15 protein-coding genes and 1 pseudogene are annotated in these 16,774 nt (G+C 28.5%); 14 read left to right on the top strand and 2 right to left on the bottom strand.

What is annotated here, in order from left to right; all coding sequences use genetic code 11:
- Nucleotides 1-26 precede the first annotated feature (26 nt).
- The 3 genes from ACRDDY_RS08930 to ACRDDY_RS08920 all read left to right on the top strand — a co-directional run bounded on the left by ACRDDY_RS08930 (nucleotide 27) and on the right by ACRDDY_RS08920 (nucleotide 4,150).
- Nucleotides 27-1,763 carry an ABC transporter permease gene (locus tag ACRDDY_RS08930; protein ID WP_438564606.1) on the top strand — a complete coding sequence of 579 codons (1,737 nt, stop codon included), beginning with the start codon at nucleotides 27-29 and terminating at the stop codon, nucleotides 1,761-1,763.
- Nucleotides 1,764-1,779: 16 nt separating this feature from the next.
- A complete protein-coding gene (locus tag ACRDDY_RS08925) occupies nucleotides 1,780-3,081 on the top strand; it encodes an ABC transporter ATP-binding protein (RefSeq protein ID WP_438564605.1) in 1,302 nt (433 codons plus the stop codon).
- A gap of 88 nt (nucleotides 3,082-3,169) precedes the next feature.
- A complete protein-coding gene (locus ACRDDY_RS08920) occupies nucleotides 3,170-4,150 on the top strand; it encodes an acyltransferase (protein ID WP_438564604.1) in 981 nt (326 codons plus the stop codon).
- A gap of 57 nt (nucleotides 4,151-4,207) precedes the next feature.
- On the opposite strand, the gene ACRDDY_RS08915 is transcribed toward ACRDDY_RS08920, so the two are convergent.
- Complete coding sequence (locus ACRDDY_RS08915) at nucleotides 4,208-6,664, bottom strand: MSCRAMM family protein (RefSeq protein WP_438564603.1); 2,457 nt, start codon at nucleotides 6,662-6,664, stop codon at nucleotides 4,208-4,210.
- Between the two features lie 491 nt (nucleotides 6,665-7,155).
- Nucleotides 7,156-7,620 (bottom strand): GreA/GreB family elongation factor, encoded by a 465-nt coding sequence (locus ACRDDY_RS08910; RefSeq protein WP_438564602.1) that lies wholly within the window; start codon nucleotides 7,618-7,620, stop codon nucleotides 7,156-7,158.
- 160 nt (nucleotides 7,621-7,780) lie between these two features.
- Here ACRDDY_RS08910 and ACRDDY_RS08905 point away from each other — a divergent pair, with 160 nt between their 5' ends.
- The 11 genes and pseudogenes from ACRDDY_RS08905 to ACRDDY_RS08855 all read left to right on the top strand — a co-directional run.
- Nucleotides 7,781-8,353 carry a manganese efflux pump MntP gene (locus ACRDDY_RS08905; protein ID WP_438564601.1) on the top strand — a complete coding sequence of 191 codons (573 nt, stop codon included), beginning with the start codon at nucleotides 7,781-7,783 and terminating at the stop codon, nucleotides 8,351-8,353.
- 75 nt (nucleotides 8,354-8,428) lie between these two features.
- Nucleotides 8,429-9,091, top strand: a complete 663-nt coding sequence (locus ACRDDY_RS08900; RefSeq protein WP_438564600.1) for a TVP38/TMEM64 family protein — start codon at nucleotides 8,429-8,431, stop codon at nucleotides 9,089-9,091.
- A 184-nt stretch (nucleotides 9,092-9,275) separates the two neighbouring features.
- Entirely contained in the window at nucleotides 9,276-10,019 is a 744-nt protein-coding gene (locus ACRDDY_RS08895; protein ID WP_438564599.1) for a DeoR/GlpR family DNA-binding transcription regulator, read from the top strand.
- Entirely contained in the window at nucleotides 10,019-10,930 is a 912-nt protein-coding gene (gene pfkB / locus ACRDDY_RS08890) for a 1-phosphofructokinase (RefSeq protein WP_438564598.1), read from the top strand. The genes ACRDDY_RS08895 and pfkB overlap by 1 nt, the downstream gene beginning before the upstream one ends.
- 19 nt (nucleotides 10,931-10,949) lie before the next feature.
- A complete protein-coding gene (locus tag ACRDDY_RS08885; RefSeq protein ID WP_438564597.1) occupies nucleotides 10,950-12,833 on the top strand; it encodes a PTS fructose transporter subunit IIABC in 1,884 nt (627 codons plus the stop codon).
- A gap of 147 nt (nucleotides 12,834-12,980) precedes the next feature.
- Entirely contained in the window at nucleotides 12,981-13,508 is a 528-nt protein-coding gene (locus ACRDDY_RS08880) for a cysteine hydrolase family protein (protein WP_438564596.1), read from the top strand.
- A 1-nt stretch (nucleotide 13,509) separates the two neighbouring features.
- Nucleotides 13,510-14,433: an aminoglycoside phosphotransferase family protein gene (locus tag ACRDDY_RS08875; RefSeq protein WP_438564595.1), complete on the top strand. Its 924-nt coding sequence runs from the start codon at nucleotides 13,510-13,512 to the stop codon at nucleotides 14,431-14,433.
- A 34-nt stretch (nucleotides 14,434-14,467) separates the two neighbouring features.
- Nucleotides 14,468-14,968 carry an adenylate kinase gene (locus tag ACRDDY_RS08870; protein WP_438564594.1) on the top strand — a complete coding sequence of 167 codons (501 nt, stop codon included), beginning with the start codon at nucleotides 14,468-14,470 and terminating at the stop codon, nucleotides 14,966-14,968.
- A 54-nt stretch (nucleotides 14,969-15,022) separates the two neighbouring features.
- Nucleotides 15,023-15,508: a flavodoxin domain-containing protein gene (locus tag ACRDDY_RS08865; protein WP_438564593.1), complete on the top strand. Its 486-nt coding sequence runs from the start codon at nucleotides 15,023-15,025 to the stop codon at nucleotides 15,506-15,508.
- Between the two features lie 124 nt (nucleotides 15,509-15,632).
- Nucleotides 15,633-16,082 carry a GNAT family N-acetyltransferase gene (locus ACRDDY_RS08860; protein ID WP_438564592.1) on the top strand — a complete coding sequence of 150 codons (450 nt, stop codon included), beginning with the start codon at nucleotides 15,633-15,635 and terminating at the stop codon, nucleotides 16,080-16,082.
- A gap of 300 nt (nucleotides 16,083-16,382) precedes the next feature.
- Nucleotides 16,383-16,774: pseudogene (locus ACRDDY_RS08855) on the top strand (TDT family transporter); the annotation flags it as partial.

Genomic DNA, 16,774 nt, shown 5'->3' with positions numbered 1-16,774 from the left:
AATAAAAAAAGGAGAAGAAAAAAATTATGAATATGGAAAAAGCAGTAGTTGATAGAAAATTTGGAATAATAGATATCTTAATCTTTTTAGCTATAGCAGCTGTTCTTGTATTGGCATTAACACCAGCTATAAATGGGCATGTAAACCCAAATGATGTAGGGAGTACGATATCTATTAAAATAAGTAATATTCCTGTATATATGCTAAAATCAGTAGGTAGAATGGCAGCAGCATATGTTTTATCATTGATATTTACGTTAGTTTATGGACATATAGCAGGACATAGTAAGAAAGCTGAAAAGATAATGATACCAATTATAGATATACTTCAATCTATACCAGTACTATCATTTTTACCAGCAGTATCACTTGGACTTATGGCATTATTTCCAAGTCACAATATAGGAATAAACTTAGCGAGTATAGTTCTTATATTTACAAGTCAAGCTTGGAATATGACATTTAGTTTTTATAGTTCAGTAAAAACATTGCCAGAAGATTTAAGTCAAGCATCGGATGTGTTTAGATTAAATAAATGGCAAAAATTTAGAAAGCTTGAACTTCCTTTTGGAATGATGGGACTTGTATGGAATAGCATGATGTCTTGGGCGGGAGGCTGGTTCTTCCTTATGACGTGTGAAATGTTTACACTGAATGGGAAAACTTATGCACTTCCAGGAATAGGTTCATATCTTCAAGAAGCAGCAGATAAGGGAGATATAAAGGCATTAGTTATTGGAATTCTATCTTTAATAGTAGTAATTGTTTTATTAGATCAACTTATCTGGAGACCTTTAAATGTTTGGGCAGATAAATTTAAAATGGAACTTACTCAAACTGAAGTACCACATTCAGCACTGTTAACACTTTTAAGAAGATCAGCAGTTGTTGGATTTATTATGGATAATATAGTAGACAAAATAGTAGAACTTTTTGGAGAAAAATTAGATAGAGTTATCGATAAGTTGGAAGAGAGAAAAAAAGAACGTGTAAGAGAAGGAAAGAAAAGTGTTGCACGTATAACTTTAAAATGGGCTATTAGAGTCATTGGAATAATAGTTTTAGTTTATTTAGGAATTAAAGCAAGTAAGTTATTTATGCAATTAACAACAACAGAATTATTAAGTCTATTCCCAGCAGTTGGAGCAACTTTCTTAAGAGTTGTTGCTGCGCAAATTATTGCATTAATTTGGACAGTACCAGTTGGAGTTTTAATTGGAATGAATAAAAAACTTGCAAAAATATTACAACCTTTAATTCAAATAGCAGCATCAGTTCCAGCAACAGCAGTATTCCCAGTTCTTTTATTATTCTTAATAAATAAAATTGGTGGATTAAATATTGCAGCAGTAATTCTTATGCTGCTTGGAACACAATGGTATATTTTATTTAATGTTATTGCAGGTGCTATGGCAATTCCAGAAGACTTAAAGGCTGCAGCAAAAACATTTGGAATAACAGGATTTAAAAAATGGAGATATTTAATACTTCCATCAATATTTCCCTATTTAGTTACAGGAATGATTACAGCAGCAGGTGGTTGTTGGAATGCAAGTATAGTTGCTGAATATGTAACATTTAATGGGAAAACAGTAACAACAACAGGGCTTGGAGCATTAATTTCTGAGTCAACAGCAAATGGTAATTTTGCTATGCTATTAATGGCAACACTTACAATGGCAATTGTAGTTGTAATCTTTAATAAGCTTGTATGGAATAGACTATATAAGCTAGCAGATGAAAAATTTAAAATGGAAATTTAAGACGGAGGTGGATTAAATGAAAAATGCAAAAGAATTTATAAAAGTAGATAGTATAGTAAAATATTTTGGAAATTCAGATAAACCAACATTAGATAATATAAACCTAACAATAAATGAAGGAGAATTTGTAGCAATTCTAGGTCCATCAGGGTCAGGAAAGAGTACACTTTTAAGAATAATGACAGGACTTATTAAAGCTGATGAAGGTGAAGTAATATTAGATGGAAAAAAAGTTAATGAAGTAAGTTCAGCAGCAGCAATAGTATTTCAAACATTTGCACTTTTTCCATGGCTTACTGTTCGTGAAAATGTAGAGCTTGGACTTAAAGTGAAAGGATTTCCTAAAGATTATACACATGATAAAGCAGAAGAGCTTATAAGTCTTATAGGACTTGATGGATTTGAAGAAGCTTATCCAAAGGAACTATCTGGAGGAATGAGACAAAGAGTTGGATTTGCTAGAGCATTAGCGGTAGAGCCTAAATTACTTTGCTTAGATGAACCATTTTCAGCACTGGATTATTTAACAGCAGAAAACTTAAGAACAGAGCTTGTAGATCTTTGGACAGAAAAGAGAATGCCAATAAAAAGTATAATAATGATTACTCATGGTATTGAAGAAGCTGTTTTAATGGCTGATAAAATAATTATGCTTAGTAAAAAACCAACTCATGTGGCAGGAGAAATAGAAATTAATCTTCCACATCCAAGAAATAGAAAATCACCAGAGTTTGAAAAATTAGTAGATAAAGTTTATAAACTTTTAATAGAAGGAAAACTTGAAGATCAAGAAGTTGTGACAGCAGAAGCACCAAAAGCAGAAAAAGAGAAGATTACGAAACCAGTAGCAATTCCTTATTCACATGTTGGAGTTATGGAGGGATTACTAGAACTTATAGATGATAATGGTGGTAAAATGGATATATACCAATTAGGTGGAGATTTAATGATGGAAATTGATGATTTGTTTCCTAATATTGAAGGGATATCAATGCTTGGATTTGCAGAGGTTAAAGAGGGAGATATTTTTATTACATCACTTGGAAAAGAGTTTGTTGAACTTGATAAAGATGAAAGCAAAGATTTGTTTAAAGAACAGATAGAAAAAATTTCAACATTTAAAGTTATTTTAAATGTGTTAAATACTAAAAGTAATAAAAAAATGAAAGAAGAATTCTTTAAAGAACTATTTAAAAAATACTTTAGCACAGATGAAGTAGAAGAAATGATGGATATAATAATTGATTGGGGAAGATATGCAGAATTATTTTATTATGACCATGATGCTGAAGAATTGTATCTTGAAGAAGAAGAATAAAAATTGCCTAAATGGCAATTTTTTTTTTAACATATAAAAGGTATAAAAAGTATAATATGAGTATATATGAATATTTTAAGGGGAAGAAATGAGAAGAGAACAGAATATGGATTTGTTAAAGGTAATATGTTGTTTTTTAGTGGTAATTGTACATTCAGTAGCACCATATTTATTAAAAGGTATAAGTATGGGGAGGACTAACTTAAATGTAACAATTCCAATATCTATTATAGGAAGAATAGCAGTACCTATATTTGTAATGATAAGTGGAGGATTTTTAATTAAGAAATATAAGAGTAAAAAAGAGTTTTATAAGAGAAGACTTCCAAGGGCAATAGGAGCAATTATATTTTGGAATATTGCATATAGTTTATTTAGGATAGGATTAGATCCAAGTTTTAATATAGGAACTCTTTGGAAAGAAATTTTTATGGGAGGAGCTTCAATTCATTTATGGTATTTATATTTATTAGTTTTACTTTATATATTAACACCATTTATTGTAGATATAAAAAATAAAATTAGTAATAAAGGATTTAGAAATCTTAGTATAATAATTCTTATTTTAGGTGTTATATGTGAATTTGCAAGAATGAAAATAGGGTTTTTGAATATTCCGTTATATTATCCAGTTGAATTTTTAGGATATTTCTTAATAGGAAAAGTAATAAAAGATAAAAAGATTGAAAATAGTAAATGTTTTTTAATTCTATTTATTACTGCTTTAGTAGTTGGAGCAGGATTATCAATATATTTTAAAAACTTAGAAAATCCAATATTTATGTATTTTCATACAAGCTTAAATCCACCAGTATTAATTGGAAGCATAAGTTTATACACATTTTTTTGTAATATGAGTATAAGAGAATGTATTCTAATAAAAATAGCAAAATACACTTTTGGAATATATGGGCTACATTTTATGATTGTATTAATTTTAGGAAATATTTTAGCAATAGAAAATGTGCTAATTGGAACTTTAGTTATAGCTATAGCAAGTTTTCTAATATCATTAATAATTTGTATAGTACTTTATAAAATAAAGAAAATAAGAAAAATAATATTCTAAATAAATATGGAATAGAAAAAAAGAAGAGATTTTGTATATCTCTTCCTTTAAAATATATTATTTTGTAAATAATTTTTTGACTTTTTTAGTGTTTATAGCTACTAAAGCTCCAAGAGAAGCAATAAGTCCTAAAGCTAAAGGAACTTCGCTTGCATCACCAGTTTTGGGATTAGTAGATGTAGATTCAGTAACTGGTGATTTAGTAGTTGGTGTAGCTATTGTAGTAGAATTAGTTTTGTTTACATGTATAATATTTTTTGAGTTGGAAGTATTTCCTGTATTCGAAGTATTTTCTGTATTCGAAGTATTTCCTGTATTCGAAGTATTTCCTGTATTCGAAGTATTTCCTGCATTTGAAGTATTTCCTGTATTCGAAGTATTTCCTGTATTCGAAGTATTTCCTGCATTTGAAGGATTTCCTGCATTTGAAGGATTTCCTGTATTCGAAGTATTTCCTGTATTCGAAGTACTTCCTGTATTCGAAGTATTTCCTGTATTTGAAGTATTTTTTGTATTTTTAGTAAGAACTACTGTAGTTTCTCCATTTTTTCCAGCAACAACATCAAAATTAAATTCTTGTGCTTTATATCCATCAATGTAAAGTACGAATTTTTGATGGCCAACTCTTAAGTTTGGCATTACAAATTGTCCATTTGCATTAATTTCAATTGGTGATTTTTCACTTCCACCAAGTGTAGTTATATAACCAGAAACATTAGTTATTAATTGACCATCATTATTTTTAACTGTAACAGTTTCATTTTGGAAAACTGTTTGTTTTTCTTGTGTTAAATAAACAGTAGATTCACCAGTTTTATTAGCTTCAGCTGTAAAAGTAAAGTTAGCTGAATCTAATCCTTTTATTGAAATAGTGAAAGCTTGTTTACCAGGCCATAGGTTATTCATAGTGAATTCACCTTTAGAGTTTGTTTTGAATGTATTTATTTGAGTTCCACCTTCAACTTTAATTTGAACAGTAGTATTACTCATAACTTTTCCAGTTGTTTTATCAATAACTTTAACAATTTGAGTTGCAACTTGAGGATTTAAAGTAACAGTAGATTCACCAGTTTTGTTACCTGCAGCATTGAAAGTGAAGTCAGCTGGATTAAATCCGTTAGCTGAAATAGTGAAAGCTTGTTTACCAGGCCATAGGTTATTTAAAGTAATTTCACCTTTAGCGTTAGTAGTGAAAGTGTTAACTTGAGTACCATCTTCAACTTTAATTTGAACTTTGGTATCTTTCATAACTTGTCCAGTAACACCATTAACTACTTTAACAATTTGAGTAGCTACTTGAGGATTTAAAGTAATAGTAGATTCACCAGTTTGTCCAGCTTTTGAAGTGAAAGTGAAATCAGCTGAGTTAAATCCGTTAGTTGAAATAGTGAAAGCTTGTTTACCAGGCCATAAGTTGCTCATAGTAATTTCACCTTTAGCATTAGTAGTGAAAGTATTAACTTGAGTACCACCTTGAACTTTAATTTGAACTTTAGTGTTTTTCATAACTTGACCAGTAGCGCCGTTTACTAAAGTTACATTTTCAGTACAAGTTTTTGGAGCTAAATTTACTGTTTCATTATAAGTTTTATTAGCAGTGAAATTTTGTACGTCTAAAACTTTACTTATGAAACCATTAGCATCAACAGTTATAGGATTATTGCAATTTGCTCTAACTGGAATTCCTGTTATAACGCCATTAGAGTTAGTAGTAAAAGTTGAACCATTTACAGTTACAGCGCTATTTTTCATAACTTGACCAGTTTGAACATTAACAACTTTAATATTAAGTGTAGCCATCTGATTTATAGCCTTTAATGTCACAGTTGTTTCTCCAGTTTGACCTGAAACAGCAGTAAAAGTAAATTTAGATGAATGATAACCTTCAGCTTTAGCAGTGAAGCTTTGTTCTCCAGCCCACATAGGTCCCATTAAAATTTGTCCTTTATCATTAGTTGTTAAAGCAACTGATTGATTTCCTCCACCTGAATAAAGATTTATAGTAGTATCTTTAATTGGATTACCAGCTGCATCAACAAAAGTAACTAATTGTTTAGCTGCAATTGGAGCTAAATTAACAGTTTCATTATATGTTTTATTATTTTCAAATCTTGAAATGTTAAGTTTTGAAGATGTAAATCCTTTAGCTCCAACAGTGATTGGATTATAAATACCAGATTTTACAGGAATTTCTGAAATTACACCGTTTGCATTAGTTGTAAGTTCGGAACCATTTACTAAAACAGTTTGATTAGCCATTGGGGCACCTGTCTCAACATTTATTACTGTAATGTTAACATGAGACATTCCTTCATTAGCTTGAACATGAGTAGCAGCATCTTTTTCATGGGTTGTAGGAGCAGTACTATGGTTAGTAGCTTCTGTAGTATTATCTTTTTTAGCATTATTATGATTTACACTATCTGCATTAGCTATAAGTGTTGGTGCTACTCCTAGAGTAGTTACTGCTAAACCTGCAGACATAACGATTTTTTTTATTTTTTTATTATTCATTTTTAGATTCTCCTTTAAGATAAAAATATGAAATAACGTTATCTAGACTTCAGAAAGTAAACATATGTTAATATAAGACTATTATAAGTGTAGAAAAAATAAAAAAAAGTCTAATAGATTAATAGATTATTAGTTAAAATTAAAAAGAACTGATGATAATTATCCTTAGATTGATAAATAAGTAACAAATATATATAAAAATATAAAAAATATAAAAAATGTTTTAAAAGTTAAATTTAAAGGACAGGAATGTGAAGAAAAAATTTTGAATATATATAGAAATTGATGTATATAAATAAATAATTTATTATTTAAAATACAATTTAAATAATAAATTATTATTTTATAGATAATAAAAATAATAAATAATTAATTATCAAGAAATAGGTAATTTTATATTGTTTATAGAAAAGATATAGAGAAAAATATATTAATGAATATAGAATAAAAAAGCTATCTAATTAGTAGATAGCTTGAGAAAAGTTATATTTTTAAAGTATTTCTAAAATCTCAACAGTATAATTGTCTCCAGGGGCAGAAACTTCAACAATATCACCAACTTTTTTTCCTGTTAAAGCTTTACCAAGGTCCGATTCAATACTAATTTTCATATTTTCAGGATCTAAATCCATAGTTGTTACAAGAGTAACTATGTCTTCAAAATCATCATCAGTAAATTTAATCTTAGCTTTACTATTAATTCCTAAGGTTTCTTTATTTAATTCAGCATCTTCAATAATAATAGCAGTAGATAGCATTGTCATAAGATATTGGATTCTATTATCATTTTCACGATAATTTGCACAAGCTTCCTTATATTCAGCATTTTCTGATCTATCACCATGAGCTGCAGCAACAAGTTTTTCTTTAGCAATTTCAGCTCTCTTTACAGTCATTCTATAATCAAGTTCTTCTTGAAGACTTTTAATATTTTCTCTAGTTAATCTATTATTCATAACTAATCCTCCATAATTTCAGTATTTCTTATAACATTATATACTATTTAGAATAAAAGAAAAATAATTTATAGGCAAAACTGCATATATAGGAAGATTTAAAATAAATTTAATTTTTCATAATATTGAATTTGTAGTATCCTTAGATGGGAGGTGTGATATGTTAGTATTAACAGCTTTTCTATTTAGTTTATCATCTAATTTAGATAATTTAGTTATTGGAATATCATATGGAATAAAAAAAGAAGAGATTCCTCTTGTGCAAAATATTATTATAGGAGTAATAATATTTATTATAACATTTATAGCTATGATATTTGGTAAGTTTATAGAAAGATATATCCCAAAAAGTTTTGGGAATTTTTTAGGAGCAATAGTTATAATATTTATGGGAATTTACTTTATAATAATGAGCATTAAAGATGTAAAAAAGAAAAAGAAAACAACTGAAAATTTCCATGAGGAAGTAAATGTGAAAAAGAATATTAGTATAAAAGATTCTTTAATACTAGGAGGAGCACTTGGAGTAAATAATCTTGCAGTGGGAGTTGCAGCTAGTGTTATGGGACTTAATGTATGGATAGTATGTTTATTCACATTTATTACAAGTATATTAACAATAATAATAGGTGAGCAAGTTGGAGATCATGTTATTGGTAAACTAATTGGAAAATATGATGATTTAATATCAGGATTATTATTAGTAGTATTAGGAATAATAGAAATAATTTAAAAAATCATAAAAAGAAATCTTTTTGTGATTTTTTTATTTAGAATTAATATGTAGAAAATGTAGGATGGTGAGTAAATGACAAAAGCTAAGTCCATAAATTTAATTAAATTTTTAACTTTTATAGCAATATTAGGAGTTTCTATGGTTTTTTTAATAAAGAATAAACAGTTTTTTATGCATTTAAATGTAGAAGAAATAGTAAATTTTGCAAAGCAAAGAAATACTAGAATTTATGCAATGATAGTAATAATAATAATATTTATATTAAAACCTATTTTTGTAATAATTCCAAATAGTTTAATAGCAGTAATTGATGGATTTATTTTTGGATACTTTAAAGGATTTGTAATAACATTAATTGGATATTTTATAACAAGTACAGTAGGATTTTATTTAGCTAGATTTTTAGGAAAAGGATTTATAGAGAGTATAGTAGGAAATAAATTAAATAATATAGAGAAAAAATTAAAGAAAAATCAATTTATAATTATATTATCTTTAAGGCTTATTCCTATATTACCACTAGGACCTTTAAATTATGCCTGTGGATTAACGAATGTTCCATATAAAAAGTTTATAATAGCAACATTGATAGGAGTAGTTCCGGAAATTATATGTTATATATCTTTAGGAAAAAATGTTGATAGACCAACATCACCAGCTTTTTTTGTTCCAAGTATTATATTAGTAGGGATTTTAATTTTATCAAAATTTATTATAAAAAAAGTGAATAAATAAAAATAATAAACTCCTAAATATAAAAGTAAATTAGATATTGCTTTTATATTTAGGAGCTTTTTATTAGAAATAGTCAAAGTATTAAAAAACAATCAAAAAATGAATGTTTTTGACTGAAAATGATTGACAACAAGACATAAACACTTTACAATTAAGACATAAGATGAACAAAGGGGTGGTATTCATGATAAAAAAAAGAACACATTTAACAATTTTAGAAATGTTAGAGAAGAGTGAATTGATAAAAGTTTCTGAAATAATTGAAAAAACTAATGCATCAGAATCCACCATAAGAAGAGATTTAGCTTATTTAGAAAAAGAAGGTCTTTTAGTTAGAGTTCATGGGGGAGCCACAAGAATAAGCACTAAATCGGAAGAATTGTCTTATAGTGAAAAGTTATCAAAGAATATAGGGGATAAAAGAAAAATTTCAGAATATGCAGCTAGTGAAGTTTGTGATGGGGATGCAATTTTCTTAGATGCAGGAACAACAACCTTTGAGATGATACCTTTTCTAAACGGGAAAGATATTTTTGTATTAACTACGGGAATAGATCATATAGGGGAGCTTATAAAATATAATATTCCATGCTATATGGTAGGCGGAAAAGTAAAAATGAAAACTAAGGCAATTATAGGGGTAGATGCCTTAGATTTTTTAAAAAAATTTAGTTTTGATAAAGCATTTTTAGGAACAAATGGAGTAGATGAAAAGTTTGGATTTACAACTCCAGATGCTGAGGAGGCTAGTATAAAGCGTTTAGCTAAAGAACTTTCAAAAAAGCTATTTATACTAGCAGATAATTCAAAGTTTAACAAAAGTACATTAGTTAAATTTGCTGAATTAAATGAAGGAATTATAATAACAGATATAAATGCAGATATAGAAAAAATAAAAGATTTAACAGAAGTAAGGATGGGTAAATAATGATATATACGTTAACGCTAAATCCTTCTATTGACTACATTGTAAACGTTAAGAATTTAAAAATAGGTGAAGTAAATAGAAGTTGTAATGAAATAAAATTTCCAGGGGGAAAGGGAATAAATGTTTCAAGAATATTAAGTGAACTTAATATAGAAAACACAGCACTAGGATACATAGGTGGCTTTACAGGAAGATTTATAGAAGAGAGTCTAAGAGAATTAGACATAAAGACAGATTTTATTAAAGTTAATGGGGATAATAGAATAAATGTAAAAATAAAATCTTCAGAAGAAAGTGAAATAAATGGTGCAGGTCCTAAGATTAAAGAAGAAGATATACAAGCATTGTTAAATAAGCTAAATGAATTAAAAAGTGGGGACTATTTAATTTTAGCAGGAAGCATACAAGCATCTCTTCCAAAAGATTTATATTTGCAGATACAAGATATGTTAGAGGAAAAGAATGTATGTGTAGTAATAGATACATCAGGACAAGCTCTTTTAGAAGGAATAAAGAGGAAGCCATTTTTAATTAAGCCAAATGATAAAGAGATTGAAGAAATCTTTAATGTGAAATTAAAAAATATAGAAGATGTTATAGAGTATGGAAAGCAACTTTTCAATCTTGGAGCAAGAAATGTAATTATTTCAAGAGGGGGAGAAGGAGCAATTCTTATCTGTGAAGATGGAGTATTTAAAGGAAATGCACCTAAGGGAGTTGTACAAAATTCAGTTGGAGCAGGGGATTCTCTTGTTGGAGGTTTTGTAGGAACTTTCAGCAAAACAGGAAATATATTAGAAAGCTTTAAGTATGGAATAGGGGCGGGAAGCGCAAGTGCTTTTTCATTAGATCTTTGCACTAAGAATGATATAGAAAAGTTATTAAAAGAAATAAAGATAGAAAAAATATAAGCTAATGGGGGAAATAATAATGAGAATATCAGATTTACTAAGTAAAGAAACAATAGCCCTAAATTTAAATGTAGAAAATAAAAAAGATGCTTTATCTAAGATGGTTGATGTCTTAGATAAGGCGGGAAGATTAGAAGATAGAAAACTTTATGAGGAAGAAATATGGAAGAGAGAAAATAGTTCATCAACAGGAATTGGAGATGGAGTAGGAATTCCACATGCTAAGACTAAAGCAGTTAAAAAAGCATCACTTGCAATGGGTCTTTTAGAAAAAGAAATAGAGTTTGAAGCACTAGATGATGCACCAGTTAATCTTATATTTATGATTGCAGCACCTGAAGGAGCTAATAATGAGCATTTAGAAACTCTTTCAAAGCTTGCAGTATTATTAATGAATGAAGATTTTAAAAAAGAGCTTTTAGCTAGTAAGACACCAGAGGCGGTGCTTGCAGTTATAGATAAATTTGAAGATGGTGAAAAAGAAGAAGAAAAGCCATCAGAGGAAGTAGTTACAATGAAAGCAGATGAGACTTCAAAGAAGCTTATACTAGCAGTAACAGCTTGCCCAACAGGAATAGCACATACATATATGGCTGCAGATTCTTTAAAAAAGACAGCAGAAACTTTAGGATATGACATAAAAGTAGAAACTAATGGTTCTACAGGAGTTAAAAATGGATTAACAGCTGAAGAAATTGCTAAAGCTGATGGAATAATAGTAGCAGCTGATAAACAAGTTGAAATGGCTAGATTTAATGGTAAAAAAGTAGTTATAGTACCAGTAGTACAAGCTATGAAAAGACCAGAAGAACTTATAAATGAAGCACTTTCAGGAAATGCACCAGTGTATACTGATAATGGTTCTTCAAATAAAACTAATAAAAATGAAAAGACAGGATTCTATAAGCACCTTATGAGTGGAGTATCTAACATGTTACCATTTGTAATAGGTGGAGGAATACTTATTGCAATATCATTTATGTTTGGAATAAATTCAGCAAACCCTTCAAGTATAGAATTCAATAAATTTGCAGCTCTTTTAAATGAGATTGGTGGAGGAAATGCCTTTGGGTTAATGGTTCCAGTTCTTGCAGGATTTATAGGGATGAGTATAGCAGACAGACCAGGATTTGCACCAGCTATGGTAGGGGGACTTATTGCAGCTGACCAAGGAGCAGGATTTTTAGGAGGACTTATTGCAGGATTCTTAGGTGGATATATTATCTTAGCATTAAAGAAAATATTTAACTTTATACCACAATCGCTTGATGGATTAAAACCAATGCTTATTTACCCATTATTAGGTATCTTCTTCACTGGAGCAATAATGTTTACAGTAGTTGTAGGACCAGTAGCTTGGATAATGGTTAGCGTTGAAGGATTCTTAATGGGAATGGGAACTACTAACTTAATGCTACTTGGAGTATTCTTAGGTGGAATGATGGCTATCGATATGGGTGGTCCAATAAACAAAACAGCTTACACATTTGCAGTAGCAATGCTTGCATCAGGAAACTTTTTCCCAATGGCAGCAGTTATGGCTGGAGGAATGGTTCCACCACTTGCAACAGCATTAGCATCAACAATCTTTAAAAATAAATTTACTCAAGAGGAAAGAAATGCAGGAAAAACAAACTATGTTTTAGGAGCATCATTTATAACAGAAGGTGCAATACCATTTGCAGCAGCTGACCCAATTAGAGTAATACCAGCATGTGTTGTAGGTTCAGCAATAGCAGGAGGACTTTCAATGTTCTTCAAAATAGGATTACCAGCACCACATGGAGGAATCTTCGTATTCCCAATAGTTGAAGGAAATCCACTACTTTACTTAGTAGCAGTAGTAGTAGGAACTATAGCAGCAGCTTTAATAATGGGATTAGTTAAGAAAAAAGCAAATTAGTTAAGAATTGATAATTAAGAATGAAGGAAAAAATTCGCTTGGGCGAATTTTGGATGAAAGATAATGGACAGGTTGGTTTTGCCAACCTGTCTTTTTGAATAAGCAGATATTTTGTGTTAAAATATGGTAAAAAGTTTAGGGGGAAATATGGTTTTATTAGTTGTAGATACACAAAAATTATTAGTGAATGAGAAGCTTTATAATTTTGAAGGATTTGTTAGTAATATTGAAGCTTTGATAGAAAGGTCTAGAGAAAATAATATTCAAGTTATATATGTAGTTCATGATGAGGGAAAAGAGAGTGATTTAACAAAAGGAAAAGAAGGCTTTGAAATCTATGAGAATTTTCAAGCCTTAGAAAATGAAAAGATTTTTGTGAAAAGTGTAAATAGTTCCTTTAAAGAAACAGGTCTTTTAGAATATTTAAGAGAAAAAAATGAAAAAGATATAATCATTGTAGGACTTCAAACAGATAAATGTATTGATGCTACTGTAAAAAGTGGATTTGAACATGGATTTAATATGATAGTACCAATAGATGCTAATTCAACTGTTGACAATGAGTTTTTAAGTAGAGAGAAAAGTCATAAATACTATAATGAATATATATGGCCAAATAGATATGCGAAATGTGTTTCTATGGATGAGATATTTAATTTGGTAGAAGGGAGATAGAATGATGAATGGAACTAAGTATATATTTAAGGATATACCTTTATATTCAAATTGGGTTGTTATTGAAAAAATAAATAAAGGATGGTCTAAAGATAGAAAATATTATATAAAGGATAATTTGGGTGAAGAATTCTTACTTCGTATTTCAGATTTTGAATTTTATGATATTAAAAGAAAAGAATTTGATAGTATGAAGAGAGTATATAAACTAGGAATAAATATGTCTAAGCCTATTTCTTTTGGAGTATGTGGAGATGGGAAATCTGTATATTGTCTTTTATCTTGGATAGAGGGAAAATCAGTAAATGAGGTTATAGAAGAATTGACTGATAAAGAGCAATATAGATTAGGGATTGAAGCAGGAAAGATACTTAAAAAAATGCATACGATAGAAGTATCTAAAGAACAAGAAGATTGGGAAAAAAGAATGGTTAAAAAAATTAGTAATCATTTAATGAAATATAAGGGATGTGGAGTTAGGGTTCCAAATGATGAGTTTGCTATAAATCATATTAATAAAAATCTACATTTATTAAAAGGGCGTTCTCAAAGATATCAGCATGGAGATTTTCATATAGGAAATCTTATAATTACATCTAATAGAGAGTTAGGTGTAATTGATTTTAATAGATGGGATTATGGGGATCCAATTGAAGAATTTTATAAGATGGTACTGTTTAGTAGAGAACTTAGTATACCATTTTCAAAAGGTCAGATTAATGGATACTTTAATAATAATATACCAAATGATTTTTTTGAGATACTTTCGTTGTATATAGCAGATGTAATATTATCTTCAGTAGCTTGGGCAATTCCATTTGGGGAAGAAGCTGTTAATGGAATGATGGAACGTGCTAAAGTAATATTAAATGATTATGATAATTTTAATTTAGTTATTCCTAAATGGTTTGAAGAAGAGTTTTAAATTTACGAGTTAATTGTAGAAAAAGGAGTTATATATGAGAAAAGTAATTGTAATTGGATGTCCAGGAAGTGGAAAAAGCACATTTTCAAAAAAATTACACAAAGCAATAGGAATTCCATTATTTCATTTAGATATGCTTTATTGGAACTCAGATAAAACTGTAGTTGAAAAGAATATTTTTGAAGAAAGATTGAAAAATATACTTGTACAAGAAGAGTGGATTATTGATGGAAACTATGGTACAACTATGGAACTTCGTCTACAAGCATGTGATACTGTATTTTTCTTAGATTATGCAGTGAATGTATGTTTAGAAGGAATAGAAAAGAGAAAAGGAAAAGCACGTACTGATATACCGTGGATTGAAGAGATGGATGATGAAAAAGATGAAGAATTTATATCATTTATTAAGAATTATAATAGTATAGATAGATTAGTTATAGTGAACCTTTTAGATAAATATAATATGAAAAATATAATTATATTCAAAAATAGAAAAGATTCTCAAGAATATTTAGAGAAAATGAATATATAAATAGGTTGTATTAATTTATTTTAAAATATGAGTATGAAGTTATGGGAGGGAAAAATGAATACACTAGTTTTATATTATAGTAAAAATGGAACAACTCAAATGACAGTAGATAAAATGAAAAAGAAAACTAATAGTGAATATGAGTATATAAATTTAAAAAATAAATCTGACATTTCAATTGATAAATACACTAGAATATTTATTGGATGTGGAATATATGTAGGAACTATAGAAAAGCAGGTTCGTAATTTTTTAGATTTAAATAGTAGTTTGTTGAAAAATAAAGAGGTAATATTCTTTATTCATGGTTTAGCTAGTGAGAACAACTATAAAGATGTTATTAAAGCATCTATAAAGGATGGAAGTTTAGTAGACGGATGCAAAGTATTTTATTTAGGTGGACAATTAGATATTAAAAAGCAAAATTTTTTAGTTAAGCAAATGTTAAAAGTCATTGCAAAAAAGAAGAGATTAGATATTAATAATATGCGTAATTTAGATGAGAAGACTATTGAAGAATTTATAAAGACTTTGAAATAACTTATAAAAAATATATAAATTGTTATAGATGTATACATCATTGTCCAAGAAAAGCATTATCGTTGTGGAAGAAAAAAAGTCTAAAGAGCATTGGATTAAAAAGAGAAGCTTAAAGGAGAGAAAAATGATTATTAGAGAATATAAATCATCAGATTGTAGAGATGTAATAGAGTTATTTCATAATACTGTTCATGAAGTCAATAGAAAAGATTATACAAAGAAACAGTTAGAAGTATGGGCAACAGGAAACTATGATTTAGAAAAATGGGATGAATCGTTAAGGGGGAATTATAGTATTGTTATGATTTGTGAAGATATTATAGTTGGTTTTGGAGATATAGATACAGAAGGATATTTAGATAGATTATATGTTCATAAGGATTATATAGGAAAAGGTATTGGATCTGCTATTTGTGATGAACTAGAGAAAAAGTGTGGAAAGAAAATTACTACACATGCATCTATTACTGCAAAGCCTTTCTTTGAAAAGAGAGGATATAAAGTTATTAAAAAACAAAGCGTTGTAAGAGAAGGGATTAGTCTTACAAATTTTATTATGGGAAAAATAAATTAGAAATTATTTTATAGTCTTAGATAATAAGAAGTTGGTTAAGACTATTTTCATTAGACTTAAAAAGTTAACTTGTACTAACTATATAGTTTTGTTAAAATAGCAAAGGTGATTATAAAGAAATGGTATAGTTGTGTCTTATAAATAGGTAAATAGTTATCATATACATAAAGTAATTATATTTTACTTATATCTAAAAGGAGAATATAATAAAAACATAGAAGAGATTGATTGCAGCAATGAATAAAACAAAAGAATAGAGTTTATACAAAAGAAGATATGAAAGAAGAGGCGATTATTAATATGATGAAATATATTAAGAAGTTAGAAAATTATCCTATTGGGATTAGTGGAACGTGCTTAGCATTTATTACTTTAAGTAATAGTTTTAAAATAAGAGGAATTGAATTTGTAAAACCATTAGCAGTAGCACTTGCTATAGGCATGCTAGTTTTAATGGTTGGGAAATTTATTGTAAATCCTAGAAAATTTTATAATGAGATGAAAGACCCATTACTTGGAACTTATTACCCAACTTTAGCAATGGTTTTATGGCTAGTAGTTGCATTTATGTATCCATTTGCACCAAAGATTTGTACAGTTTTATGGTTAGCCGGTGTAGTTTGGCATTATTTTATAGTAATTTTATATACATATTTAAGAATAAAAGAAAGAGATTTCAAAAATGTATTACC

Source organism: Clostridium sp. (assembly GCF_051656525.1).
In the GTDB taxonomy this organism is placed as follows: Bacteria; Bacillota; Clostridia; order Clostridiales; family Clostridiaceae; genus Clostridium.
This window is presented reverse-complemented; position numbering and strand designations above follow the sequence as displayed.

Excerpts from the sequence above, each read along its gene's own strand:
- pfkB (WP_438564598.1), top strand. The coding sequence starts at position 10,019 with ATGATATATACGTTAACGCTAAATCCTTCTATTGACTACATTGTAAAC.
- ACRDDY_RS08925 (WP_438564605.1), top strand. The coding sequence starts at position 1,780 with ATGAAAAATGCAAAAGAATTTATAAAAGTAGATAGTATAGTAAAATAT.
- ACRDDY_RS08930 (WP_438564606.1), top strand. The coding sequence starts at position 27 with ATGAATATGGAAAAAGCAGTAGTTGATAGAAAATTTGGAATAATAGAT.
- ACRDDY_RS08900 (WP_438564600.1), top strand. The coding sequence starts at position 8,429 with ATGACAAAAGCTAAGTCCATAAATTTAATTAAATTTTTAACTTTTATA.
- ACRDDY_RS08915 (WP_438564603.1), bottom strand. The coding sequence starts at position 6,664 with ATGAATAATAAAAAAATAAAAAAAATCGTTATGTCTGCAGGTTTAGCA.
- ACRDDY_RS08905 (WP_438564601.1), top strand. The coding sequence starts at position 7,781 with ATGTTAGTATTAACAGCTTTTCTATTTAGTTTATCATCTAATTTAGAT.
- ACRDDY_RS08865 (WP_438564593.1), top strand. The coding sequence starts at position 15,023 with ATGAATACACTAGTTTTATATTATAGTAAAAATGGAACAACTCAAATG.
- ACRDDY_RS08920 (WP_438564604.1), top strand. The coding sequence starts at position 3,170 with ATGAGAAGAGAACAGAATATGGATTTGTTAAAGGTAATATGTTGTTTT.
- ACRDDY_RS08895 (WP_438564599.1), top strand. The coding sequence starts at position 9,276 with ATGATAAAAAAAAGAACACATTTAACAATTTTAGAAATGTTAGAGAAG.
- ACRDDY_RS08875 (WP_438564595.1), top strand. The coding sequence starts at position 13,510 with ATGATGAATGGAACTAAGTATATATTTAAGGATATACCTTTATATTCA.
- ACRDDY_RS08880 (WP_438564596.1), top strand. The coding sequence starts at position 12,981 with ATGGTTTTATTAGTTGTAGATACACAAAAATTATTAGTGAATGAGAAG.
- ACRDDY_RS08870 (WP_438564594.1), top strand. The coding sequence starts at position 14,468 with ATGAGAAAAGTAATTGTAATTGGATGTCCAGGAAGTGGAAAAAGCACA.
- ACRDDY_RS08910 (WP_438564602.1), bottom strand. The coding sequence starts at position 7,620 with ATGAATAATAGATTAACTAGAGAAAATATTAAAAGTCTTCAAGAAGAA.
- ACRDDY_RS08885 (WP_438564597.1), top strand. The coding sequence starts at position 10,950 with ATGAGAATATCAGATTTACTAAGTAAAGAAACAATAGCCCTAAATTTA.
- ACRDDY_RS08860 (WP_438564592.1), top strand. The coding sequence starts at position 15,633 with ATGATTATTAGAGAATATAAATCATCAGATTGTAGAGATGTAATAGAG.